This is a genomic window from Streptomyces lasalocidi, from assembly GCF_005280215.1.
Classification (GTDB): Bacteria; Actinomycetota; Actinomycetes; order Streptomycetales; family Streptomycetaceae; genus Streptomyces; species Streptomyces longwoodensis.
Map to the genome: position 1 here is coordinate 1,359,737 of NZ_SZNQ01000001.1, position 22,712 is coordinate 1,382,448.

General features: G+C 73.6%; 23 protein-coding genes. 9 read left to right on the plus strand and 14 right to left on the minus strand.

Annotated elements, in window-relative coordinates:
* Positions 1–73: 73 nt before the first annotated feature.
* Positions 74–1,576 (minus strand): SCO1417 family PLP biosynthesis transcription factor, encoded by a 1,503-nt coding sequence (locus E4U91_RS05960; protein WP_137305845.1) that lies wholly within the window; start codon positions 1,574–1,576, stop codon positions 74–76.
* A 99-nt stretch (positions 1,577–1,675) separates the two neighbouring features.
* Between E4U91_RS05960 and yczE the strand changes: the two genes are divergently transcribed.
* From yczE to E4U91_RS05980, 4 genes are all read left to right on the plus strand, one after another.
* Complete coding sequence (gene yczE / locus E4U91_RS05965) at positions 1,676–2,341, plus strand: membrane protein YczE (RefSeq protein WP_137305847.1); 666 nt, start codon at positions 1,676–1,678, stop codon at positions 2,339–2,341.
* Complete coding sequence (locus tag E4U91_RS05970) at positions 2,338–3,105, plus strand: glycerophosphodiester phosphodiesterase family protein (protein WP_137305849.1); 768 nt, start codon at positions 2,338–2,340, stop codon at positions 3,103–3,105. The genes yczE and E4U91_RS05970 overlap by 4 nt, the downstream gene beginning before the upstream one ends.
* 63 nt (positions 3,106–3,168) lie before the next feature.
* Entirely contained in the window at positions 3,169–4,533 is a 1,365-nt protein-coding gene (locus E4U91_RS05975; protein WP_137305851.1) for an MFS transporter, read from the plus strand.
* A 278-nt stretch (positions 4,534–4,811) separates the two neighbouring features.
* On the plus strand, positions 4,812–5,186 hold the full coding sequence (locus E4U91_RS05980) for an RNA polymerase-binding protein RbpA (RefSeq protein ID WP_020128921.1): 375 nt from the start codon (positions 4,812–4,814) through the stop codon (positions 5,184–5,186).
* A 136-nt stretch (positions 5,187–5,322) separates the two neighbouring features.
* On the opposite strand, the gene fxsA is transcribed toward E4U91_RS05980, so the two are convergent.
* From fxsA to E4U91_RS06000, 4 genes are all read right to left on the minus strand, one after another.
* Positions 5,323–5,892: an FxsA family membrane protein gene (gene fxsA / locus E4U91_RS05985; RefSeq protein ID WP_137305853.1), complete on the minus strand. Its 570-nt coding sequence runs from the start codon at positions 5,890–5,892 to the stop codon at positions 5,323–5,325.
* A gap of 103 nt (positions 5,893–5,995) precedes the next feature.
* Complete coding sequence (locus E4U91_RS05990) at positions 5,996–6,799, minus strand: polyprenol monophosphomannose synthase (protein WP_137305855.1); 804 nt, start codon at positions 6,797–6,799, stop codon at positions 5,996–5,998.
* Between the two features lie 592 nt (positions 6,800–7,391).
* A complete protein-coding gene (locus E4U91_RS05995) occupies positions 7,392–8,993 on the minus strand; it encodes an amidohydrolase (RefSeq protein ID WP_137305857.1) in 1,602 nt (533 codons plus the stop codon).
* A gap of 49 nt (positions 8,994–9,042) precedes the next feature.
* Positions 9,043–9,483: an Lrp/AsnC family transcriptional regulator gene (locus E4U91_RS06000; RefSeq protein ID WP_067235638.1), complete on the minus strand. Its 441-nt coding sequence runs from the start codon at positions 9,481–9,483 to the stop codon at positions 9,043–9,045.
* Positions 9,484–9,747: 264 nt separating this feature from the next.
* Between E4U91_RS06000 and E4U91_RS06005 the strand changes: the two genes are divergently transcribed.
* From E4U91_RS06005 to E4U91_RS06015, 3 genes are all read left to right on the plus strand, one after another.
* The gene (locus E4U91_RS06005) at positions 9,748–10,206 is read left to right on the plus strand and encodes a hypothetical protein (protein WP_137305859.1); all 459 of its coding nucleotides are present in this window, start codon (positions 9,748–9,750) and stop codon (positions 10,204–10,206) included.
* 219 nt (positions 10,207–10,425) lie between these two features.
* Positions 10,426–10,689: a hypothetical protein gene (locus tag E4U91_RS06010; protein WP_241678515.1), complete on the plus strand. Its 264-nt coding sequence runs from the start codon at positions 10,426–10,428 to the stop codon at positions 10,687–10,689.
* Positions 10,690–10,849: 160 nt separating this feature from the next.
* Positions 10,850–12,088: a glycoside hydrolase family 18 protein gene (locus tag E4U91_RS06015; RefSeq protein ID WP_137305861.1), complete on the plus strand. Its 1,239-nt coding sequence runs from the start codon at positions 10,850–10,852 to the stop codon at positions 12,086–12,088.
* A gap of 103 nt (positions 12,089–12,191) precedes the next feature.
* On the opposite strand, the gene E4U91_RS06020 is transcribed toward E4U91_RS06015, so the two are convergent.
* The 3 genes from E4U91_RS06020 to E4U91_RS06030 all read right to left on the minus strand — a co-directional run bounded on the left by E4U91_RS06020 (position 12,192) and on the right by E4U91_RS06030 (position 14,622).
* Positions 12,192–12,851 carry a TetR/AcrR family transcriptional regulator gene (locus E4U91_RS06020; RefSeq protein WP_137305863.1) on the minus strand — a complete coding sequence of 220 codons (660 nt, stop codon included), beginning with the start codon at positions 12,849–12,851 and terminating at the stop codon, positions 12,192–12,194.
* Between the two features lie 61 nt (positions 12,852–12,912).
* Positions 12,913–13,056 (minus strand): SCO1431 family membrane protein, encoded by a 144-nt coding sequence (locus E4U91_RS06025; protein WP_137305865.1) that lies wholly within the window; start codon positions 13,054–13,056, stop codon positions 12,913–12,915.
* Positions 13,057–13,218: 162 nt separating this feature from the next.
* A complete protein-coding gene (locus E4U91_RS06030) occupies positions 13,219–14,622 on the minus strand; it encodes a peptidase C39 family protein (RefSeq protein ID WP_137305867.1) in 1,404 nt (467 codons plus the stop codon).
* 187 nt (positions 14,623–14,809) lie between these two features.
* Here E4U91_RS06030 and E4U91_RS06035 point away from each other — a divergent pair, with 187 nt between their 5' ends.
* On the plus strand, positions 14,810–15,436 hold the full coding sequence (locus E4U91_RS06035) for a uridine kinase family protein (RefSeq protein ID WP_137305869.1): 627 nt from the start codon (positions 14,810–14,812) through the stop codon (positions 15,434–15,436).
* A 444-nt stretch (positions 15,437–15,880) separates the two neighbouring features.
* The gene (locus tag E4U91_RS06040) at positions 15,881–17,752 is read left to right on the plus strand and encodes an AAA family ATPase (protein WP_137305871.1); all 1,872 of its coding nucleotides are present in this window, start codon (positions 15,881–15,883) and stop codon (positions 17,750–17,752) included.
* A 27-nt stretch (positions 17,753–17,779) separates the two neighbouring features.
* On the opposite strand, the gene E4U91_RS06045 is transcribed toward E4U91_RS06040, so the two are convergent.
* From E4U91_RS06045 to ribH, 6 genes are all read right to left on the minus strand, one after another.
* Positions 17,780–18,871, minus strand: coding sequence for a hemolysin family protein (locus tag E4U91_RS06045; protein ID WP_137305872.1), 1,092 nt, complete (start codon positions 18,869–18,871; stop codon positions 17,780–17,782).
* Positions 18,868–20,193 (minus strand): hemolysin family protein, encoded by a 1,326-nt coding sequence (locus E4U91_RS06050; RefSeq protein ID WP_137305873.1) that lies wholly within the window; start codon positions 20,191–20,193, stop codon positions 18,868–18,870. The genes E4U91_RS06045 and E4U91_RS06050 overlap by 4 nt, the downstream gene beginning before the upstream one ends.
* A 220-nt stretch (positions 20,194–20,413) precedes the next feature.
* A complete protein-coding gene (locus E4U91_RS06055; RefSeq protein ID WP_137305874.1) occupies positions 20,414–20,878 on the minus strand; it encodes a PH domain-containing protein in 465 nt (154 codons plus the stop codon).
* Between the two features lie 77 nt (positions 20,879–20,955).
* Positions 20,956–21,804, minus strand: coding sequence for an ATP phosphoribosyltransferase (gene hisG, locus E4U91_RS06060; protein WP_137305875.1), 849 nt, complete (start codon positions 21,802–21,804; stop codon positions 20,956–20,958).
* A gap of 72 nt (positions 21,805–21,876) precedes the next feature.
* Positions 21,877–22,149, minus strand: a complete 273-nt coding sequence (locus tag E4U91_RS06065) for a phosphoribosyl-ATP diphosphatase (protein WP_137305876.1) — start codon at positions 22,147–22,149, stop codon at positions 21,877–21,879.
* A gap of 34 nt (positions 22,150–22,183) precedes the next feature.
* Positions 22,184–22,669, minus strand: coding sequence for a 6,7-dimethyl-8-ribityllumazine synthase (gene ribH / locus E4U91_RS06070; protein WP_137305877.1), 486 nt, complete (start codon positions 22,667–22,669; stop codon positions 22,184–22,186).
* Between the last annotated feature and the right edge of the window lie 43 nt (positions 22,670–22,712).

A 22,712-nucleotide genomic window follows, 5' to 3' on the forward strand; every position in this document is an offset into this window, starting at 1 on the left:
CGGGCAACTGCGCGACCAGCCACCGCGCACCCGCGCCCCGCAGACCACACCGGCCGACCCCCACCATCCCGGCTTACGCCACGAACGTCCGCGGCCCCTCCGCCGCCCCCACCGTGCCGCCCGTCTCCACGATCCGGGCCGCCGCCGACAACCGGGCCGCCGCCTCGTCCGCCACCGCCCCTCCCACGGTGAACGGCAGCCGGACGAACCCCTCGAAAGCGCCGTCGACCCCGAAACGGGGGCCCGAGGGCACCCGCACGCCGACCCGCTCCCCCGCCTCGGCGAGGCGCGAGCCGGACAGCCCGCCGGCCCGGACCCAGAGCGTGAGGCCGCCGCGGGGCACCGAGAACTCCCAGTCGGGCAGCTCGCGCCGCAGCGCCCCGACGAGGGCGTCCCGGTTCTCCCGGGCCTGGGCGCGCCGCAGCGCGACCGCCTGCTCCCAGCCACCCGTGCTGAACAGCCAGTTCACGGCCAGCTGCTCCAGCACGGGCGTGCCGAGGTCGGCGTACGCGCGCGCGGCGACCAGGCTGCGGATGACGTCGGGGGCCGCCCGCACCCAGCCGATGCGCATGCCGGCCCAGAACGCCTTGCTGGCCGAGCCGACGGTGACCACGGTCGACCCGGCGGGGTCGAAGCCGCACACCGGCCGCGGCATCTCCACGTCGTCGTCGAGCCACAGCTCGGTCATCGTCTCGTCGGCCACCAGCACGGTGCCCGCCGAGCGGGCCGCCTCCACCAGCCGGCGCCGCTGGTCCTCGTCGGCGAGCGCGCCGGTCGGGTTGTGGAAGTCGGCGACGACGTACGCGATGCGCGGCGCGGCCTCGCGCAGCACCTGGCGCCAGCGGTCGAGGTCCCAGCCCGCGAGCCCCTCGGCCATGGCGACGGGCACCAGCCGGGCGCCGGTCTCCCGCATGAGCTGGAGGATGTTGGCGTAGGAGGGCGACTCGACGGCGATGCGCTCGCCGCGGCCGGCGAACAGGTGGCAGATCGCGTCGATGGCGCCCATCGCGCCGGTCGTCACCATGATCTGCTCGGGCATGGTCGGTATGCCGCGCGCCGTGTACCGCTCGGCGATCATCGCGCGCAGCGCGGGCAGCCCGGCCGGGTAGTCGCCGTGCGTGTGGGCGTACGGCGGCAGCTCCTCCAGGGCGCCCCGCACCGCGCGCGTGAGCCACGGCTCGGGCGCGGGCAGTGAGGCGCAGCCCAGGTCGATCATCGAGCCGAGGGCGTCCGGGGGCAGGGGTTCCAGACCGCGGGCCGGGAGCGGGTTGCCCGCCGGCACGGCCGTCCAGCTGCCGGCGCCGCGCCGGGACTCCAGGAAGCCCTCGGTGCGCAGGGCCTCGTAGGCGGCGGCGACGGTCGTACGGCTGACGGACAGGGCGAGGGCGAGTTCGCGTTCGGCGGGCAGGCGGGCGGCGACCGGGACGCGCCCCTCCAGGACGAGCAGGCGGATGCCGTCGGCGAGCGCGCGGTAGGCCGGCGGGCGCCGGGTGCCGGGCCCGGCCGGGCGATCCTGCTGGGAGGTGAGCAACCGGGCGAGCTGCGCGGGGCCCACCGCCGAGGTCCACTGCGCCATGATTACCAGTCCACCTTCCCCGAATTGGCCATGGATGGCGTGTACCGCCAAGCCACAGAGTGACATGAGCCAGTCCACGACGACCACCCAGGGGGCCCCTTGTCCACCGCACACCGTCCCGTCCGCCGGCTCACGCGGCGACTGGTGCAGCTGTACGCCGGGCTCGCGCTGTACGGCGCCAGCTCGGCGCTCCTCGTGGAGGCGGGCCTGGGTCTGGAGCCGTGGGGCGTCCTGCACCAGGGCCTCGCCGAGCGGACCGGGCTGTCGATCGGCGTGGTGTCGATCGTGGTCGGCGCGGTGGTGCTGCTGCTGTGGATCCCGCTGCGCCAGCGGCCGGGCCTGGGCACGGTCTCCAACGTGTTCGTGGTCGGCCTCGCCATGGACGCCACGCTCGCGCTGGTCCCGGAGGCGCACGCGCTCGCCGTCCGGGTCCCGCTCATGCTGGCCGGGATCGTCCTCAACGGCGTGGCCACGGGCCTCTACATCGCCGCCTCCTTCGGGCCCGGTCCGCGCGACGGGCTGATGACGGGGCTGCACCGCCGTACCGGCCGGTCGATCCGGCTGATGCGCACGGCGGTGGAGGTGGCGGTCGTGGTGACCGGCTTCGTGCTGGGCGGCACCCTCGGCGCGGGCACGCTGCTGTACGCGCTGTCGATCGGACCGCTCGCCCAGCTGTTCCTCCGCGTGTTCGCCGTGCGGCCGGCACCGGACGGCAGCCCGGTGGTTGCCACCGGGTCACCGCGCGGGGCCATACTGCGCGGGTGACCACCCTCATACGCCACCCCTACCTCGACCATCCGGGCCCGATCCCCTTCGCCCACCGCGGCGGTGCCGCGGACGGCCTGGAGAACACCGCGGCGCAGTTCCGGCGCGCGCTGGAGGCGGGCTACCGCTACCTCGAGACGGACGTGCACGCGACGAGGGACGGCAAGCTGGTCGCCTTCCACGACGCGACGCTGGACCGGGTGACGGACGGCGCCGGCCGCATCGCCGACCTGCTGTGGTCCGACGTGCGGCACGCGCGCGTGGCGGGCAAGGAGCCGGTGCCGCTCTTCGAGGAACTGCTGGAGGCCTTCCCCGAGGCGCGCTGGAACGTCGACCTCAAGGCGGAGCCGGCCCTGCACCCGCTGCTCAACCTGATCGGCCGGGCGAACGCCTGGGACCGGGTGTGCGTGGGGTCGTTCTCCGAGGCCCGGGTGGTGCGGGCCCAGCGGCTGGCCGGCCCGCGTCTGGCGACCTCGTACGGCACCCGGGGCGTGCTCGGGCTGCGGCTGCGCTCCTGGGGCCTGCCCGCGGCGCCGCGGCGTCCGGCGGTGGCGGCCCAGGTGCCGGAGAGCCAGTCGGGCGTGCCGGTGGTCGACGCACGCTTCGTGCGCGCCGCCCACGCGCGCGGGCTGCAGGTGCACGTGTGGACGGTCAACGAGCCGGAGCGGATGCACCGGCTCCTGGACCTGGGCGTCGATGGCATCATGACCGATCACATCGACACGTTGCGCAAGGTCATGGAGGAGCGCGGCACCTGGGCGTGAGCGCCCGGCCGCCCCCGCCGGACCGGACGCGCGGCACTCCTCAGCGGGGAAGCGAGGGCACGGGTGAGCACCGACACCGTGCGGACGGCGGCGGCCGACGGGGCCGCCGGGCGGCGGCGCGAGCAGCGTGGCTGGTACTTCTACGACTGGGCGTGCTCGGTCTACTCGACGAGCGTGCTCACCGTGTTCCTCGGCCCCTACCTCACGTCGGTCGCCCGGCACGCGGCCGACGCCGACGGCTACGTCCACCCGCTGGGCGTGCCGGTGCGGGCCGGGTCGTTCTTCGCGTACTCGGTGTCGTTGTCGGTGGTCGTGGCCGTCCTGGTGATGCCGCTGGTGGGGGCCGCCGCCGACCGCAGTGGCCGCAAGAAGCCGCTGCTGGGCGCGGCCGCCTACCTGGGGGCCGCGGCCACCACGGGCATGTTCTTCCTCCAGGGCGACCGCTACCTGCTGGGCGGGGCGCTGCTGGTCGTGGCGAACGCGGCCCAGTCCGTGGCGATGATGCTCTACAACTCCTACCTGCCGCAGATCGCGCCGCCCGAGGAGCGCGACGCGGTGTCCTCGCGCGGCTGGGCGTTCGGGTACGCGGCGGGCTCGCTGGTGCTGGTCGTCAACCTGGTGCTCTACCTGGCCCACGACTCCTTCGGTGTCTCCGAGACGACGGCGGTGCGGATCTGTCTGGCCTCGGCGGGGCTGTGGTGGGGCGGCTTCACGCTGGTGCCGCTGCTGCGGCTGCGCGACCGACCGGCGCCGGACCGCGCCCCGGGCGACGGCCGGGAGCCGACCGCGCCGGGGTTCCGCCGGCTCGTGGCCACCGTCCGCGACATGCGCCGCCACCCGCTGACCCTCGGCTTCCTCCTCGCCTACCTCGTCTACAACGACGGCATCCAGACGGTGATCTCCCAGGCGTCGGTGTACGGCTCCGAGGAGCTGGGCCTCGGGCAGTCCACGCTGATCACGGCGGTCCTGCTGGTGCAGGTGCTGGCGGTCGCGGGCGCCCTGGGGATGGGACGGCTGGCCCGCCGCTACGGCGCCCAGCGGACCGTCCTCGGCTCCCTGCTCGCCTGGACGCTGGTCCTGGCCGTCGGCTATTTCCTGCCCGCCGGGGCGCCGGCCGGGTTCTTCGCGCTGGCCGCGGCGATCGGGCTGGTGCTGGGCGGCAGCCAGGCGCTGTCCCGCTCCCTGTTCTCCCACCTGGTTCCGCCGGGCAAGGAGGCCGAGTACTTCTCCGCGTACGAGATGAGCGACCGCGGCATGAGCTGGCTGGGCCCGCTGCTGTTCGGCGTGACCTACCAGGTCACCGGCAGCTACCGGGACGCGATCGTCTCCCTGGTCGCGTTCTTCGTCATAGGGTTCGTCCTGCTGGCGCGGGTACCCGTACGGCGAGCGATCGGTGACGCGGGCAATCCCGTACCCGAGAGGATTTAGCGCTGGCGGCGAAAGGGCGGTAGTGTACGCGTTTGGCCTGCCAGGCGTACCGTTACTGCGCGTCAAAGATGCCGAAGCACTGGGTGACATCTCCTAACAGATGTGACAAACCGGGCGCCGGTGGGTACTGCACTGGTTGACAAGGCTGCGGCTACGACGGCGACGCATTGCCCGGAACGGGACTCGGAACGGGAATCTTTACCGCCGACCGGACGTTGACCGGATGACGACGACAGCGACACCTGTCCTGTGGGCGACAAGCCCGGGAGGCACGATTCATGAGTGAGCGAGCTCTTCGCGGCACGCGCCTCGTGGTGACCAGCTACGAGACGGACCGCGGCATCGACCTGGCCCCCCGCCAGGCCGTGGAGTACGCATGCGAGAAGGGGCACCGCTTCGAGATGCCCTTCTCGGTCGAGGCGGAGATCCCGCCGGAGTGGGAGTGCAAGGTCTGCGGTGCGCCGGCACTCCTCGTGGACGGCGACGGCCCTGAGGAGAAGAAGGCGAAGCCTGCGCGTACGCACTGGGACATGTTGATGGAGCGGCGCACGCGCGAGGAACTCGAAGAGGTCCTCGAGGAGCGGCTGGCCGTTCTGCGGTCCGGGGCGATGAACCTCGCGGTTCATCCCCGGGACAGCCGCAAGAGCGCCTAGCGGGCTTTCGGCAGGATCAGCGCACCGCGCGCACAACGACCGCGGGCGCCGTACGTGAAGGTGACGTACGGCGCCCGCGGTCGTTCTGCGTGTTCCCCGGCCGCCGCTCCCCCGACTCCCGCCGGCTACGGCGGGCTCAGCGGGTGAGCGGCGGGCGGCGGTCCTCCGCGGACGGGTCCGTGCCGGTGTCGTGCCGGACGACCTCGCCCGGGACGACCTTGCCGTCCGGGTGGTGCATACGGGCCTGCTGGAAGGCGTCGCCCAGGGACCCGGGGACCGCCGCGCGCAGCTTCTGGTCGACCGTGCGCTCGGCGTAGCGGCCGACGGCCTTCTGCACCGGCGGCAGCAGCAGGAGCAGGCCGAGGACGTCGGAGACGAGCCCGGGGAGGATCAGCAGCAGGCCGCCGAGCATCATCAGGCCGTTGCCGCCGCCCCGGCCGGGGGCCGTGCCGCGGTTCAGCGCCTCGTTCAGGTTCTGGAAGGCCCGGCGGCCCGCGCGCTTGATCACGGCCGAGCCGAGGACGACCCCGGCGACGATCAGCAGCAGGACGACCAGCCCGCTCGACGCGCCCGCGACCACGGTCAGCAGCCACACCTCCAGCACCAGCCACGCCACGACGGCCAGCGGCAGCACGGTGCGCAGCCGCGACCGGCGGGGCCGGCCGGAGGACGAGGAGGAGGAAGTGATCGGGGCACCAGTCGTCATGCGTCCAGTGTGCCTGGCCGGGGCTCAGCGCGGGATAAGCGCGATCCCCCAGGTCCGGAGCAGTCCGGCACGGGCCGCGGGCAGCCGGCGCGGACGGGCCTCCTCACTCCTGCGGGCGGTCGCCGCCCTTGCCGGTGATCTTGCCGACCCGCGCCCCCACACCCCAGGCGGTGACCCGCCACAGTGCCTCCACGACGATGTCGCGGCTCATCTTGGAGTCGCCGAGCGCGCGCTCGACGAACGTGATGGGGACCTCGACCACGTGGTAGCCGGCCTTGACGGCGCGGCGGGCCAGGTCGACCTGGAAGCAGTAGCCCTGGGAGGCGACGTCGTCGAGGCCGAGCCCTTCGAGGGTCTCCCGGCGGAAGGCGCGGTAGCCGCCGGTGACGTCGCGCAGCGGCACGTCCAGCATGAGCCGCGAGTACGTGCTGCCGCCCCGGGAGAGGAACTCGCGGGACTTGGGCCAGTTCACCACGCGCCCGCCGGGCACCCAGCGGGAGCCCAGGACCAGGTCGGCGCCCTTCAGCGCGGTCAGCAGCCGGGGCAGCTCCTCCGGCTGGTGGGAGCCGTCGGCGTCCATCTCGACGAGCACGCCGTAGCCCTGCTCCAGGCCCCAGCGGAAGCCGGCCAGGTACGCGGCGCCCAGCCCCTCCTTGCCCTTGCGGTGCAGGACGTGGACCTGGTCGTCGTGGGCGGCCAGCTCGTCGGCGAGCTTGCCCGTGCCGTCGGGGCTGTTGTCGTCGGCCACGAGGACGTGGGCCTCGGGGACGGCCTCGCGCACCCGGCCGACGATGCCCTTGACGTTCTCCGCCTCGTTGTAGGTCGGGATGATCACCAAGGTCGTGCCGAGCGGGCCGAACTTCCTCCCTCGCTCCTGTGCCGCGGGGGTCCCGTCGCCGTCGTTCACTGCTGCCCCTTCATGTCCGTACGCAGGGGACCACCATAGTGGCCTTCGCCTGCGCCGACGTGACAGGAGGACCGCGAGGTGGTGCCGTTTCCCCCGAGGTGGGCAAGAGATCACCTTTCGGGGGCTCCCCCGGTGGGGCGGCGGAGGCCGCGCGCTGCTGCGGATGGGGGCCCGGCGCCCTTCGGGCCGACCTGGGACCCGCTGGCTGCGGATCGACCTGAAGCCGTTGTCTACTGAGCGCCCGGGCCCCACCCGGGTCACACCTCCCCGGCCGACGGAACGTTCCCTCGGCGCTGCGCTTGCGCTGAGCCTGGCTCCCAGTGGCGGTGCGCCGGTGCGGCACGCCGTCCCTGACCCAGTGGCGCGGCGGCCGAGTCGCGGAGGTTCCCCGGTGGGGCGTCCGGTGGTGGACTCCGCCGAACCTACCGGCCCGCGGCCGTCGGCTGTCAACCACCACGTGACCTGCGGATCTTCGGCCGAAGCGCAGGTCAGGGCCGATGCGGCGCGGCCGGCCCCGGCACGGGCGGACGGGTGATCTTGCCGCGGCCGTGACCTCGGATCACCCGCCCGGCCGTCGCCGTACCGGGCCCGGTCACTCGCCCGGGCGTACGTACACGGTCCGGCCCGCGACGACCGTGCGCAGGCAGACGGGCAGGTCACGGCCGGGGCTGAGGTCGGGCAGGCCGGGCGTGCCGGAGCGGGGGTCGGTGGACCAGCGGGCGACCCGGTCGTCGGGGGCCTGCACGACCAGCTCGCCGGTGCGCCACACCGCGTAGTCGGCGGGTGCGCCGGGCACCAGCACGCCGGCGTCGTCCCGGCCGACCGCCCGCCAGCCGCCCCGGGTGTGGGCGGTGAAGGCCGCACGCACCGAGACGCGGTGCTCGGGGGTGCGGTGGAAGGCGGCCGCCCGCACGGTGCCCCAGGGGCCGAGCGGGGTGACCGGGCTGTCCGAGCCGAAGGCGAGCGGGACGCCGGCCCGCAGCAGGGCGGCGAACGGGTTGAGCGTGCGGGCGCGCTCGGCGCCGAGGCGCTGGGCGTACATGCCGTCCTCGCCGCCCCACAGCGCGTCGAAGGCGGGCTGCACGGAGGCGGTCAGGCCCAGCTCGGCGAAGGCCGCCACGGTCTCGGGCGTGAGCATCTCGGCGTGCTCGACGCGGTGCCGGGCCGCGCGGATCCGGGCGAGGCCCAGCTTTTCGGCGGCCGTGCGGACGCCCTCGACGACGGCGGTGACCGCGGCGTCGCCGATGGCGTGGAAGCCCGCCTGGAGGCCGGCCTCCGTGCAGGCGACGACGTGCGCGGCGACCGCCTCGGCGTCCAGGTAGGCGGTCCCGGTGTGCTCCGCGTCGGTGTAGGGGGCGTGCAGACAGGCGGTGTGCGAGCCGAGGGCGCCGTCGACGAACAGGTCGCCCGCCGCGCCGACCGCGCCCAGCGCACGGGCCTTCGCCACGTCCTGCTCGGCCCAGTAGCCGACCACGCGCGGCCCCGGCTCCTCGGCGGCCAGCCGCAGCAGGCCGGTGAAGTCGTCCTCGGAGGAGATCTCCGGGCCGCCGCACTCGTGGACCGAGCCGATGCCGAGGGAGGCCGCGTGGGCGAGGGCGGTGCGCTGGGCCTCGGCGCGCTGGGCGGGCGTCACGGCCGCGAACGCCGCCGCGCGCACGGCGTGGTGGGCGTCGGCGGTCAGCGGGCCGTCGCCCGCGGTGAGGCCGGGGGCCAGTTCGAGCATGGCCGTCGTGACGACCGCCGAGTGCACGTCGATCCGGGACAGGTACAGGGGGCGGCCCCCGGTCGCCTCGTCCAGCTCCGCGCGCGTGGGCGGGCGGCCGCCGGGCCAGCGGGCGGCGTCCCAGCCGTGGCCGAGCAGCACCCTGTCCTGCGGTCGGGCGGCGGCGAACTCCCGCACGCGGACGAGGGCCGCCTCCAGGGAGGGCGCGTCGGACAGGTCGAGGCCGCTCAGGGCGAGGCCGGTGGCGGTGGTGTGCACATGGGCGTCCGTGAACGCCGGGGTGACCAGGGCGCCGTCGAGGTCGACGACCTCGTCGACGCCGTCCGCGAAGGCGTCGGCCGCGCCTTCCGAGCCGACCCAGGCGACCTGTCCGCGCTCGACGACCATCGCGGTCGCGAACGGATCGGCGGGACTGTGGACCTCTCCGCGGCGAAGCAGGACGGTCTTCGGCTCGGGGGTGCGTTCACTCATGGGGACAGTCTCGCGCTTCTCCCCCGCCGCCCCGTACCGGGCCCCCTGGTCAGATGCGCGGCGGGCGCGCCTCGTACGGGGTGGACAGGACGACCGTCGTCCGGGTGGAGACGCCGGCCAGGGCCCGGAGCCGGCTCAGCAGCTCCTCCAGCTCGTGCGGCGTGGCCACGCGGACCTTGAGGATGTAGTTCTCGTCGCCGGCCACGCTGTGACAGGCCTCGATCTCGGGCACGCCGGCGAGCCGTTCGGCGATGTCGTCGGGGGCGCTCGGGTCGAACGGCTTCACCGAGATGAAGGCGGTCAGGGGCAGCCCGACGGCCTCGGGGTCGACGACGGCCGCGTACCCGCGGATCACGCCCCGCTGTTCCAGCCGGCGCACCCGCTGGTGCACGGCCGACGTGGACAGGCCCGTGGCCTTGCCCAGGTCGGTGTAGCTCATCCGCCCGTCCTTGACGAGCAGCTGCACGATGTGGCGGTCCAGCTCCTCCATGGCGCAGAACCTACAGTGCCGCTGATCTCCACGTATACCTATGCAGCCCAGGTCATGGCCGGTTCGTGATGTGACCGGGGAGGCGGGCGCGGATCGGGGGCCGTGCGGACGGCCCGCGACACCCGTGCAGGACGTGTGACGAACGCCACAGGCCGTGGTCGGGCTTCGTGATGGTCCCGTGATTACCACCGGGACCCCGCGGGAAGTGCTTGCTGTGGTCGAGGCCGCAGTGCCGTCACGGCCCAGCCCGAGGGGGAGAATCCCATGCAGAGTGTCAAGCGCCCTGGTCGATCCGCGTCCAAGCGGCTCCAGTCGGTCGTCGTCGAGCCCGAGCCGGAGGGCGTCGAACCCGACGACGACTCCCTTGAACTCGACGCGTTCGACGACGAGTTCGACGCCTACGACACGTTCGAGATGTACCGGGTGATCTGCCCGGACTGCGCCCAGCCCATCGCCCTGCTGGCGGACGAGGAGTCCCTGCCGGAGCACGCGCTGTGCGCCTCGCCGTGGAACCCGTTCGGGCTCACGGTGTGTGCCGGGACCGGCCGCGCGGCGTCCGACGCCCGCCCCGCCGACGAGAGCGTGGAGCCCCAGGAGCAGGACACCGCACTGCTGTTGACGCTCCCTCAGGGACTCGACTGGCGCACGCAGCCCTTCTCCCACGTCGGCGGCCCGGGCTCGCGCCCGATGCGCGTGCCGGTGATGCGCCGCCAGGCCGCCTGAGCCGGATCCGGCTCACCTCCCAGCCGCAGCTGCCCCGCGCCACGTTCCGCAAGGTCGTGGTGCGGGTCCAGTGCGTCCTGATGCGCCGTCAAGTGCGGCCTGCCGACGCCCCGATGACGGAGCACCGTGCGAAGTGACCGCGCGCCGGGGGCACTCCGCGAACGCACGCGCGACCCCGTGCGCCGGTGACCCGGCCGCGGCCGCGCGCGTTGGCCCGGCATGACCCCCACGTCTGCCGCTCCCGGGCGTCACCGCCAGTTGTTCGTCCCCGCTCCCCTCGGCGCGGAACCGGTCACCCGGGCCGTGCCGCGTCCCGCGCCGCCCCAGGACCCGCCCATCTACCGCGCTCTGATGCGGGCGTGGGCCGACCGCGGCCGCACCCTGCCGGGCCGGCACGACCCCGAGTGGGTGCGGCTCTCGGCGCCGCCGGTGCGGCCGGGACAGTTCAGCGCCTCCGTGGACCCGCTGGGCGACGTGCGCTGACCGTCCCCCGGACCCCGTGGGGGCGGGACACCGCGCCGCGTAGGTGAATTGGTACGCACCATTGACCGTACTGGTCTAGTCCTCCTACGCTCACGGTCACCGCGTTACCGCGTTCATGCCAATCGGCGTGCGTTCCCCTCTCCCCCACGAGGAGCCACCGATGCAGCACACCCCCCGCCGCTCCCGACTCCGCGCACTCGTCGCCGGTCTGTGTACCACCGCCCTGGGGGTCGGCCTGCTGGCCGGCGCCGGGGCGAGCACCGCGACCGCGAGCCCCGCCCCGCGCGCCGCGGCCGCCGGCTCCAAGGTCGTCGGCTACTTCACCGAGTGGGGCACCTACGACCGCAAGTACCTGGTCAAGAACGTCGAGACGTCCGGCTCCGCGGCGAAGCTGACGCATATCAACTACGCCTTCGGCAACGTCACCGGCGGCAAGTGCGCGATGGGCGACGCCTACGCGGCCACCGACCGCGCGTACACCGCCGCCGAGTCCGTCGACGGCGTCGCCGACACCTGGGACCAGGCACTGCGCGGCAACTTCAACCAGCTGCGCAAGCTGAAGAAGAAGCACCCGGGCCTGAAGGTGCTGTGGTCCTTCGGCGGCTGGACCTGGTCGAGCGGCTTCGGCGAGGCCGCGAAGAACCCGGCCGCGTTCGCCCAGTCCTGCTACGACCTGGTCGAGAACTCCAAGTGGGCCGACGTCTTCGACGGCATCGACATCGACTGGGAGTACCCCAACGCCTGCGGCAACACCTGCGACACCAGCGGGCGGACGGCCTTCAAGAACCTGCTGGGCGCCCTGCGCACCAAGTTCGGCAGCGGCAACCTGGTCACGGCCGCCATCACGGCCGACGCCACCGCGGGCGGCAAGATCGACGCCGCCGACTACGGGGGCGCGGCACAGTACGTGGACTGGTACAACCCGATGACCTACGACTACTTCGGCGCCTGGGACGCAACCGGGCCGACCGCCCCGCACTCGCCGCTGACCTCCTACGCGGGGATCCCCAAGGCGGACATGTACACCTCGGCGACCATCGCCAAGCTCCGGGGCCTCGGCGTCCCCGCCGCCAAGCTGCTGCTCGGCATCGGCTTCTACGGCCGCGGCTGGACCGGCGTCACCCAGGCGGCGCCCGGCGGCACCGCGACCGGCCCGGCGAAGGGCACCTACGAGAACGGCATCGAGGACTACAAGGTGCTGAAGAGCCGCTGCCCCGCGACCGGCACCGTCGGCGGCACGGCCTACGCCAAGTGCGGCAGCGAGTGGTGGAGTTACGACACCCCCGCGACCATCGCGACCAAGACGGCGTACAAGAACCAGCAGGGGCTGGGCGGGACCTTCTTCTGGGAGCTCAGCGGCGACACGGCCAACGGTGAGCTGATCAAGGCCATCGGCTAGGGGAACCGGGACCCCCACGGGGTGCGACGGGCGGAGTCCACGAGCCTCCGCCCTTCGCGCGTCCCCCGGGCCCCACGACGGCCGGGCGGTGCCGGTGCGCGGCTCAGGCGTCCCGGCGGGCCGGCCGCGGGGCCGGATGGGTCGGGTCCAGCTCCTCGATGGCGCGCAGGGCACCGCCGAGGGTCTTCACCAGGTACTCCCGCAGCGTGTCGCGGGACAGCTCGGGGCGGTCGATCCAGTCGAGCGTCGCGCCCTCCACACCGCACACCCAGGCCAGCAGGCCCACCCGGGCGACCGGGGCGATGTCGCCGGAGCCGTACGCGCCCTCGGCGATGGTCGTGACGATCGCGTCCCGCACGCCGTCGCGCACGGCGTGCACCTCGGCGTCGAAGCCGACCCCGCCGCTGACGATCGTGCGGAAGGCGGCCTGGTGGTTCTCGGCGTAGCGCAGGTAGCCGTCGACGGTGCGGTGCACGCGGTCCACCGGGGGCAGTCCGGCGCCGCCCGCCGCGAAGGAGACCAGCTCGGCGACGGAGTCCTGGATGATCGCCAGGTAGTAGCCGCGCTTGGACCGGAAGTAGTAGTAGATGAGCCCCTTGGCGACGTGCGCCTGTTTCGCGATGTCGTCCATGGACAGCGCGTCGTAGGACCGGTCGGCGAACAACCTCCGCCCGATGGCGATGAGTTCGGCGCGACGCGCCACGGAGCGCTCGGTTCCGCGCACCCCGGGGAGGGCGGCGGCACGCTGCTGCGGGATGTTCAATTTCGACCCTGATTCCAACGGTCGGCGGTGACATCCGCAGTATGTCAGGTCAAGGAGGGCCCTACAGCAGCCCCAGCTGCGTCATCAGCATCGCGACGACCACGACGAGGGTCCAGCCCGCGAGGTGTTCGAGCGTACGGGGGCCGTCGTCCTTCGGGCCCCCGGTGCGGGCGTGGGCGCGGGCGGTGGCGGAGTGTGCGGTCATGGCGTCTCACTGCGGTGGTCGTGCGGTCGGGGCGGTCCGGTCGACTCGCCCCGGTCGAGCTCGGCCGGGCGGGTGCGCCGCCCGGTCGATCCGTCCACCTTGCCACCGTCCGCGCCGTTCGCGGCGGAGAGGTTGCTCACACGCGGGCGCGCCCGCCCCCGCTCACCGCACTCCCACCGCGGCGAGCGCCTTGCGCTGGCGCGGGGTGGGGTGCGCGGGGAAGTAGAGGTAGCAGACGCCGCCGGTGCCGCCGACGACCTTGCCGGAGGCGTTGTAGCGCTTGGTCCGCAGCCAGATGTTCTCGAACTCCCGGCGCCGGTAGACCCGGCGCACCGCCTCGTCGCTCGGCGAGGCCGGGTCGTTGGCGATCACGTCGCCGTCGGCGGTGAAGCCGATCACCGTCATCAGGTGCCCGGAGGTGCCGTACCCGGCGCCGGTGAGCTCCTCCTTCAGGAACGACTGGGACGTTATGGCCGGGACCCCGGCCGCGACCAGCGTCTCCAGGTCGGTGAGCGAGACGAGGCGGGTGACGACGCCCTGGAGGTCCTTGAAGGTCGCCGCGTAGGCCGCGTTGAACGGCCAGTTGCCGCAGCCCTCGTACTGGTAGTCGTAGGTGTACCGGGCCGCGTGGCAGACCTGCGGGTCGGCGTACGACGGGTCGACCCAGGCCAGTTGCTCCGGGGTGAGCCGGCCGCCCCAGTACTCGACGATCATCTGCGAGGAGGTGGGGCTGCACCAGGCCTCGCCGCCGTTGTCGTACTCGGGGTACTGGCCCTTGTGGATCTCCTGCGAGTACCGCGGGACGGCCAGTTCCCGCGCGAGGCCCGGGGCGCTGGCCGGGACGGTGAAGCGGTCGGGGATGTCGGAGCCCATCGCGCCGAGCCGCCACACGGTCGGCGTGAGCTTCGTGCCGGGCCGCCGGTACAGGGTCAGGCGCAGCCGGTACGACGCCAGGCGCAGGCCGGTGGAGGCGTCGTCGATGGAGAAGGTGTCCGTCCAGATGGTGCTCCGGCCGTCGGTCTGGTCGTCGACGGAGGTGCGGCGGATGTCCTGGTCGCCGGCCGCCCAGCGGCCCATCACGTACCAGGGGGTCGCGGTGCCGTCGGAGTACGTCCCGGACAGCTCGACCTGGAGCCAGGTGCCCTCGGGGGTGTGCGCGTTCCAGGACGCGATGGCCTCCGTGGACGGCACCGGGAGGTGGTGCACCGGCGAGGTCCAGGTCGCGTACTCCCAGGCCGCGGTGGTGCCGGTGTGCGGGTCGGTGTAGTCGACGGTGCCGTGGGCGGCGGCGATCACCAGGCCCGGCCGGGCGCCGGCCACCGGGCGGGTGCCCTGCGCGGTGCCCGAGCGCCAGTCGGCGTACGTGGTCCAGGAGCGGTAGTCGACGGGGCGGGCCGGGGCGTCCGGGCCGGCGGGACCGGCCGGGCCGTCGGGGACGGCGGCGGAGGCCGGGGCCAGGGCGCCGGCCGTCGCGGCCGACGTCATGGCGGCGACGACCGCGGCGGTCAGGACGGTCCTGCGGGAGGGCTGCGGGGCCCTGTGGGACGGCTGTTCGGCTCTGCTCATGGGCGGGAGACCCCCAGGTGTCGGAGTCGGGGCGGGTCCGGGTGCACGGTGGTGCGCCCACTATGGCCGCCCACGCCCGCTCCTGCCAGCACTTCGGTCCACGCGCGTCACGAATCATTGGTCGAGTCCACTGGCAGGACCCGCGGCGGCCGGCACTAGACTGCGGGCCGCACACTCCCGCCCCCGCATGCCCCAGGACCCCGCCATCCACGACCCCGTCGTCCACGCGCTCGTCTCCCGGCTCCGCCGGCTCCCCCCGTCCTGCGGTCCGGTCCGCCTGGTCGGCGTGGACGGGCACGCCGGCTCGGGGAAGTCGACGTTCGCCGGGCGGGTGGCCGCCGCGCTGGGCGGGGCGCCGGTGCTCCACCTCGACGACCTCGCCTGCCACCACGACCTGTTCGGGTGGACCGGGCGCCTGCGGGCCCAGGTGATCGAGCCGCTCGCCCGCGGCACGACCGCGCACTACGCGCCGTACGACTGGCGGGCCCGCCGCTACGGGCCGCCCCGGCCGCTGCCCGTGGCACCCGTGGTGCTGGTGGAGGGCGTGGGGGTGGGGCGCCGTGCGGTGCGGCCGAGCCTGGCGTGCCTGCTGTGGATGGACCTGCCGCCCGAGGAGTCGTGGGCGCGGGGCCGCGCGCGGGACGGAGCGGAGCAGCGGGAGTTCTGGGACGGCTGGGTCGCGGCCGAGCGCGCGCACTTCGCGGCCGATCCCTCGCGGCCCCACGCGCACGCGCTGGTACGGCAGTCCGAGCAGGGGTACGAGGTGCTCCCGGGGCCGTCCGCGCCCTCTGGCGCGGGGCCTTCGTCACCCTGAGTGAGGGTCCGCACGCGATGTGGTGAACCTGTGAAGACCCTTGCGGGGGAACTTCTCCGAGTGCCTCAACTGCGCTTGACCGGCGGCCCGTACAGGACTTACGTTCTCAATGTGCGGCAGGGTAGCCGCCCGCAGACGCGAAGCCCCCGGTTGTTCCCCCGTGATCGGGGGCTTCGTTCTGCCCCGAAAAGGCCCCCGCGGGCCCCGATCCGGGCCCGTCACGGCGCCGGATGCTCACCCTGGGTCACCGCGCCCGACGCGCCCCCCGTGCTCCCACCTCGCCAAACGGCTCGTGCGGCACCCTACGGCGGGCCCCTCCCCCGCAGGTACGATGCCATCGGTGCGACCTGCGGACGGCTGCTCCGCACTCAACTCCGTTCCGCGGCACAGCGGTTCGACCACGGCAGCCGACGGGCGACGGGGGCACGGTTTGTGGGGGACGTGATGGACTTCGGCACCCAGGGCCCTCAGGCCCCGGCCGACCTCGCCTGGCTGCGAGGCGTGGACGCCTACACCATGGGCGCCTATCCCCAGGCGGAGGAGGAGTTCCGCACCGCGGTGCGGATCGACCCGGGCATGGCCGACGGCTGGCTCGGACTGCACGCGCTGCGGGTGGACACGACGACCGCGCTGCTGCGGATGTTCCGGCACCGCGAACGCTTCGGCGAGCAGCGCGCCCGGCACCGCCGCACGCTCAACTCCTGGTACTGGCTCGGCTGGTGGGTCCAGCCCGTGCTGGAGAGCCCGCGCGACCTGCTCCTCGCGCACGCCTCCCACTGGCTCGACGGCCGCCACGTGCCGGAGCTGGACCGGGCGCTCGCCGGACTGCCCCCGGTCGACACCGACCACCAGGTGCGCTTCCTGCACGCCTGCCGCGCCTACCTGGTCAAGGACTGGGAGCAGCTGGTCCGGCACACCGACCCGCTGCTCGACGACCCCCTGCTCGGCATCGAGGCCGGGCTGTTCGGCGGCATGGCCCGGGTGCGGCTGGAGATGTACGGCCAGGCCGAGCCACTGCTGTCGACGGCGCTGATGCGGTGCCGCAGCGAGCAGCCGCAGCGCAAGGAGCTGCGGTACTGGCTGGCCCGGGCCCACGAGGGGACGGGACGGTCGGCCGCCGCGCTCCCCCTGTACCGGGCCGTGCACCGGGTCGACCCGGCGTTCATGGACACCTCCGCGCGGCTCGCGGCGATCGCCGAGGGCGACGGGTACGACGACGACCCGGCGGACTTCGCCGCCATCGCGCTGGGCGGCTTCGGCCAGGACAGCGTGGACGGGCCGGACGTGCTGGACCCGCTGTTCGGTACCGAGGGCCGGGACCTGCGGCTGGGCGAGCCCGCCGACCTGCCCCCGGTCGGCGCCCCGCCCCCGGCGTCCGGCGGGGCCGCGCGCCACAAGACCGCCGTCCCGACGCCGTCGCTGCCGGCGGGCCCCACCGACCCCGGCCTGCTCGAGGAGGCCTTGGCCGAACTCGAGCGGATGGTGGGCCTGGAGCCCGTGAAACGGCAGGTCAAGGCGCTGTCCGCGCAGCTGAACATGGCGCGGCTGCGCGCCGGGCAGGGCCTGCCCGTCCAGCCGCCCAAGCGGCACTTCGTCTTCTCCGGGCCCTCCGGCACCGGCAAGACCACCGTGGCCCGCATCCTCGGCCGGGTCTTCTACGCGCTCGGGCTGCTCGGCGGCGACCACCTCGTGGAGGCGCAGCGGGCCGACCTGGTGGGCGAGTACCTGGGCCAGACGGCCGTGAAGGCCAACGAGCTCATCGACTCCGCGCTGGGCGGTGTCCTCTTCGTCGACGAGGCCTATTCACTGTCCAACACCGGGTACGGCAAGGGCGACGCGTACGGCGACGAGGCGCTGCAGGTGCTGCTCAAGCGCGCCGAGGACAACCGGGACCACCTCGTGGTCATCCTGGCCGGCTATCCCGAGGGGATGGACCGGCTGCTCGCCGCCAACCCGGGACTGTCCTCGCGGTTCACGAGCCGGGTGGACTTCCCCTCCTACCGGCCGCTCGAACTCACCGAGATCGGCAAGGTCCTCGCGGCGGAGAACGGCGACCTCTGGGACGAGGAGGCCCTGGACGAGCTGCGGTCGATCGCCGGGCACGTGGTGGACCAGGGGTGGATCGACGAGCTGGGCAACGGGCGGTTCCTGCGGACGCTGTACGAGAAGAGCTGCGCGTACCGGGACCTCAGGCTGTCGACCTACCCCGGGGCGCTGACTCGCGCCGACCTGGCCACCCTGCGGCTGCCGGACCTGATGCAGGCGTACGGCGAGGTGCTGTCGGGACGGGGACCACAGGACCCCTCGGCCCTGTAGTCCCCTCGTCACGCCCCTCGGTGCTCCCTAGGCGAGCGCCTCCTCCGGCTCCCCGCTCACCCGGGGCGACGTCAGCCGGACGTTGCGCGCCTCGCGGTGCGCCGGGTCGCGCACCTCGCCGACCAGCAGTTCCAGGACGTCCTCCAGGGCGACGAGGCCCAGCACCCGTCCGCCGGCGTCCGCCACCTGCGCGAGGTGGGTCGCCGCGCGCCGCATGACGGTCAGGGCGTCGTCCAGCGGGAGTTCCGGACGCAGCGTCGTCATGGGGCGCCACACCTGCTGCGGCACCGCGCGGTCGGACTCCTCCAGGTCGAGGACGTCCTTGACGTGCAGGTAGCCCATGAAGGTGCCCTTGGCGCTCTTCTCCGCGGCGATCGGGAAGCGCGAGTAGCCGGTGCGGGCGGTGAGCTCCACGATCTGCCCGGGGGTGACCGAGGGCGGCACCGTGATCAGCGACTCCCGCTTCAGGAGCACGTCCGTCACCGGGCGGGAGCCCAGCTCCAGGGCGTCCTCCAGCCGCTCCTGCTCCTCGGGGTCGAGCAGGCCAGCCTGCCCGGAGTCCTCCAGCAGCCGGTTGAGCTGCTCGCTGGTGACGACGGCCTCCACCTCGTCCTTGGGCTCGACGCGGAAGAGCCGCAGGATGCCCTGGGCGCAGAAACCGAGGGCGACCGTGATCGGCCGGCACAGCCGGGCGAACCAGACGAGGCCGGGGCTGAGCCACAGCGCGGCCTTCTCGGGCGCGGCCATGGCCAGGTTCTTCGGGACCATCTCGCCGATGACGAGGTGGAAGAAGACCACCGCGGCCAGGGCGATGACGTAGCCCAGCGGGTGGATCACGCCGTGCGGCAGGTGGACCGCCTCGAAGAGCGGCTCCAGCAGCCGGGCCACGGTCGGCTCGGCGACCGCGCCCAGGGTCAGCGAGCAGACCGTGATGCCGAACTGGGCCGCGGCCATCATCTGCGGCAGGTGCTCCAGGCCGTGGAGGACCTGGCGGGCGCGGGCCGTGCCGAGCGGTTCGATCTGGCTGCGCCGCACGGAGACCAGCGCGAACTCGGCGCCGACGAAGAAGCCGTTGGCGAGCACCAGCAGCCCGGCGAACAGCAGTTGCAGCAGGCTCATCGGGCCGCCTCCACGACGGTCCCGGTGCGCACGAGGCGGATCCGCTCGGCGCGGTAGTGCCCGACCCGGCGCACGGACAGCCGCCAGCCGGGCAGCTCGGTCCGGTCGCCGACGGCCGGGATGCGGCCGAGCAGGTCGGCGACGAGGCCGGCGACCGTCTCGTACGGCCCCTCGGGGACCGCCAGGCCGATGCGCCGCAGGGCGTCGACGCGGCAGCTGCCGTCGACGTCCCAGGCAGGCCGGCCGTCCTCCGGCGGGGCGGGGGCCAGCTCTGGCGTGTCCTGCCCGTCGTGCTCGTCGCGGACCTCGCCGACGATCTCCTCGACGATGTCCTCCAGGGTCACCACGCCCGCCGTGCCGCCGTACTCGTCGACGACGACGGCGATGGGCTGCTCGCTGCGCAGCCGGGCCAGCAGCGGCTGGACCGGGAGGGTCTCGGGGACCAGCAGGGCCGGGCGGGCGATGCGGCCCACGGGGGTGCGCAGCCGGTCGTGGACCGGGACGGCCAGGGCGTCCTTGAGGTGGACCATGCCGACGACCTCGTCGATCTTCTCTCGGTAGACGGGGAAGCGGGACAGGCCGGTGGCGCGGGTCAGGTTGACCACGTCCTCGGCGGTGGCCGTCGACTGCAGGGCGCTGACCTTCACGCGCGGGGTCATCACGTGCTGCGCGGTCAGCTCGGCCAGGGACAGCGTGCGCACGAACAGGTCGGCCGTGTCCTGTTCGAGGGCGCCCGCCTGGGCGGAGTGCCGGGCCAGCGACACCAGTTCGCCGGGGGTGCGGGCGGACGCCAGCTCGTCGGCGGGCTCGACGCCGAGGGCGCGCACCAAGCGGTTGGCGACGGTGTTCAGGCCGGCGATGACCGGCCGGAACAGACGCGCGAAGGCGTGCTGGGGGCCCGCCACGAAGCGGGCGACCTGCAACGGCCGGGACACGGCCCAGTTCTTGGGCACGAGCTCGCCGATCACCATCTGCACGGCGGAGGCCAGCAGCATGCCGACGACCACGGCGACGCCGGAGACGGCGCCCGTGGGAATGCCGATCGCCGTGAACGGGCCGCGCAGCAGCTCCGCGAGCGCGGGCTCGGCGAGCATGCCGACGACGAGGGAGGTGATGGTGATGCCGAGCTGGGTGCCGGAGAGCTGGAAGGACAGCTGCCGCAGCGACTCGACGACCGTACGGGCACGCGCGTCGCCCTCGGCGGCGGCCTTCTCGGCCTCCGGGCGCTCGACTGTGACGAGACCGAACTCGGCGGCGACGAAGAAGCCGTTGGCCAGGATGAGCAGGAAGGCCGCCGCGAGCAGGAGCAGGGGGATGGTCATGGGGCCGCCGCCTCGTGAGGTCGCACGGGGGCGGCGCAGGTACTACAGGACGATCCGTCCATCGCTGGAGGGAGTCACTCCTCGGGTAGTCGGGAACCACTGGGTCCGGGTGGTGCATCAGTGGCGGAGGCACGACAACGCCTCCGCCACCAGGTTAATCGGGACGGGCCCGCTTCGGGCAGGGTGAACCACCCGGAGCCGTCCCGGATCCCGGGCGGGATCAGCCCTGGGGCCGCCCCGGGTCGTGGACCGGGCGGGCCTCGGCCAGCGCCCGCAGGGTGCGGGCGTGCGCGATGGCCTGCTGCTTGTCGACGCCGGGCTGGATGCCGAGCGCGGGCAGGCTGGTGCCGTCGCTGAGGTCGAGGAACACCCAGGGATCACCCGGACGCAGGTTCACCCGGAGGATCTGCGCCCACTCCAGGCGCCGTCGGCTCGCGATGTTGACCACGGTCACCCCGGAGTCCTCGGCGACGACCCGCACCCGGGCCAGCAGCGCGAGCACGCCGAAGATCAGCGCGCCGGTGAGGATGAAGCTGAGCCGCTCCCCCGGGCCGAGCTGTTCCAGGAGCATCGCGATCGTCGTGATCACCACGAAGATGGCGAGGCCCGCGGTGAGCAGGATCACGCGGGTGCGGCCCGGCCGGAAGGTGACCGGGAGGTCGGGCAGCGGGGTCGGGTCGGACATCGGGGGGTGGTCCCTCACAGGCGACGGGGTGGTGACGGCCTCGGCCGGGGACGGCCGTCGTGGACGGCCGGCCGGGGTCAGAGGCGGCAGGCGTGGATGGCCGTGGTCAGGATGGCCCGGGCGCCGATGGCGTACAGGTCGTCCATGATCCGCTGGGCCTCCTTGGCGGGGACCATGGCGCGGACGGCGACCCAGCCCTCGTTGTGCAGCGGGGAGACCGTCGGCGACTCCAGGCCCGGGGTGAGCGCGACGGCCTTCTCGAGCTGCTCGACGCGGCAGTCGTAGTCCATCATCACGTAGGTCCTGGCGACCAGGACGCCCTGGAGGCGGCGCAGGAACTGCTGCACCTTGGGCTCCTCGGCGTCGGCGCCGGTGCGGCGGACGACGATGGCCTCGGACTTCATGATCGGCTCACCGAAGACCTCGAGGCCGGCGTTGCGCAGGCTGGTGCCCGTCTCGACGACGTCCGCGATGACCTCGGCCACGCCCAGCTCGATCGCCGTCTCCACGGCGCCGTCGAGGTGGACGACCGAGGCGTCGACGCCGCTGTCCGCGAGGTGCTTGGCGACGATGCCCTCGTAGGAGGTGGCGACCGTCTTGCCCGCCAGGTCGTCGATGCCGTCCGCCGTGCCCGGCTTGGAGGCGAAGCGGAAGGTGGAGCGGGCGAAGCCGAGCGGGAGGATCTCCTCGGCGTTGGCGCCGGAGTCGATCAGCAGGTCGCGGCCGGTGATGCCGATGTCGAGGCGGCCGGAGGAGACGTAGATCGCGATGTCGCGGGGGCGGAGGTAGAAGAACTCGACCTCGTTCTCCGGGTCGACGATGCGCAGTTCCTTGGACTCGCGGCGCTGCTGGTAGCCGGCCTCATGCAGCATGTCCGCCGCAGGGCCGGAGAGGGAACCCTTGTTGGGGACGGCGATGCGCAGCATGAGGTCGGCTTCCTTCGTTCGTTCGCTGGCGGATGCGCTGGGAAACGCGCTGAATGGGGCGGGCGGTACGGCTCAGAGGTGGGCGTAGACGTCGTCCAGGGAGATCCCGCGGGCGACCATCATCACCTGGACGTGGTACAGCAGCTGCGAGATCTCCTCGGCGGCCGCCTCCTTGCCCTCGTACTCGGCGGCCATCCAGACCTCGGCGGCCTCTTCGACGACCTTCTTGCCGATGGCATGGACCCCCTTGCCGACCAGCTCGGCGGTGCGGGAGGTGGCGGGGTCGCCCTGGGCGGCCTTCTGCTGGAGCTCGGCGAAGAGCTCCTCGAACGTCTTCTTGGACATGGTGGCGCCCACTTTACGCGCTGTGCCGCGGGACCTAGTGCCACGGTTCGGATACTGAGCGGAGCGTGGCCGCCGTGGCCACGGCGGCCGTCACCGCCTCGTGCCCCTTGTCCTCGTTCGAGCCCGGCAGACCCGCGCGGTCCAGGGCCTGCTCCTCGGTGTCGCAGGTGAGCAGGCCGAAGCCGACGGGCACGCCGGTGTCCACGGAGACCTGGGTCAGGCCCTGGGTGACGCCCTGGCACACGTAGTCGAAGTGGGGGGTGCCGCCGCGGATGACGACGCCGAGGGCGACGATCGCGTCGTAGCCCCGGCCGGCCAGCACCTTGGCCACCACCGGCAGTTCCCAGCTGCCGGGCACGCGCAGCAGGGTCGGCTCGTCGATCCCCAGCTCGTGCAGGGCGCGCAGGGCGCCGTCCACCAGGCCGTCCATCACCTTCTCGTGCCACTGCGCCGCGATGACGGCGACCCGCAGGTCGCCCACATTGCGTACGGACAGCTCCGGTGCACCCTTGCCGCTCACGTGTCTCCTTCAGTGCCTGTGCGGGTGTTGCTCGATGCGCTGG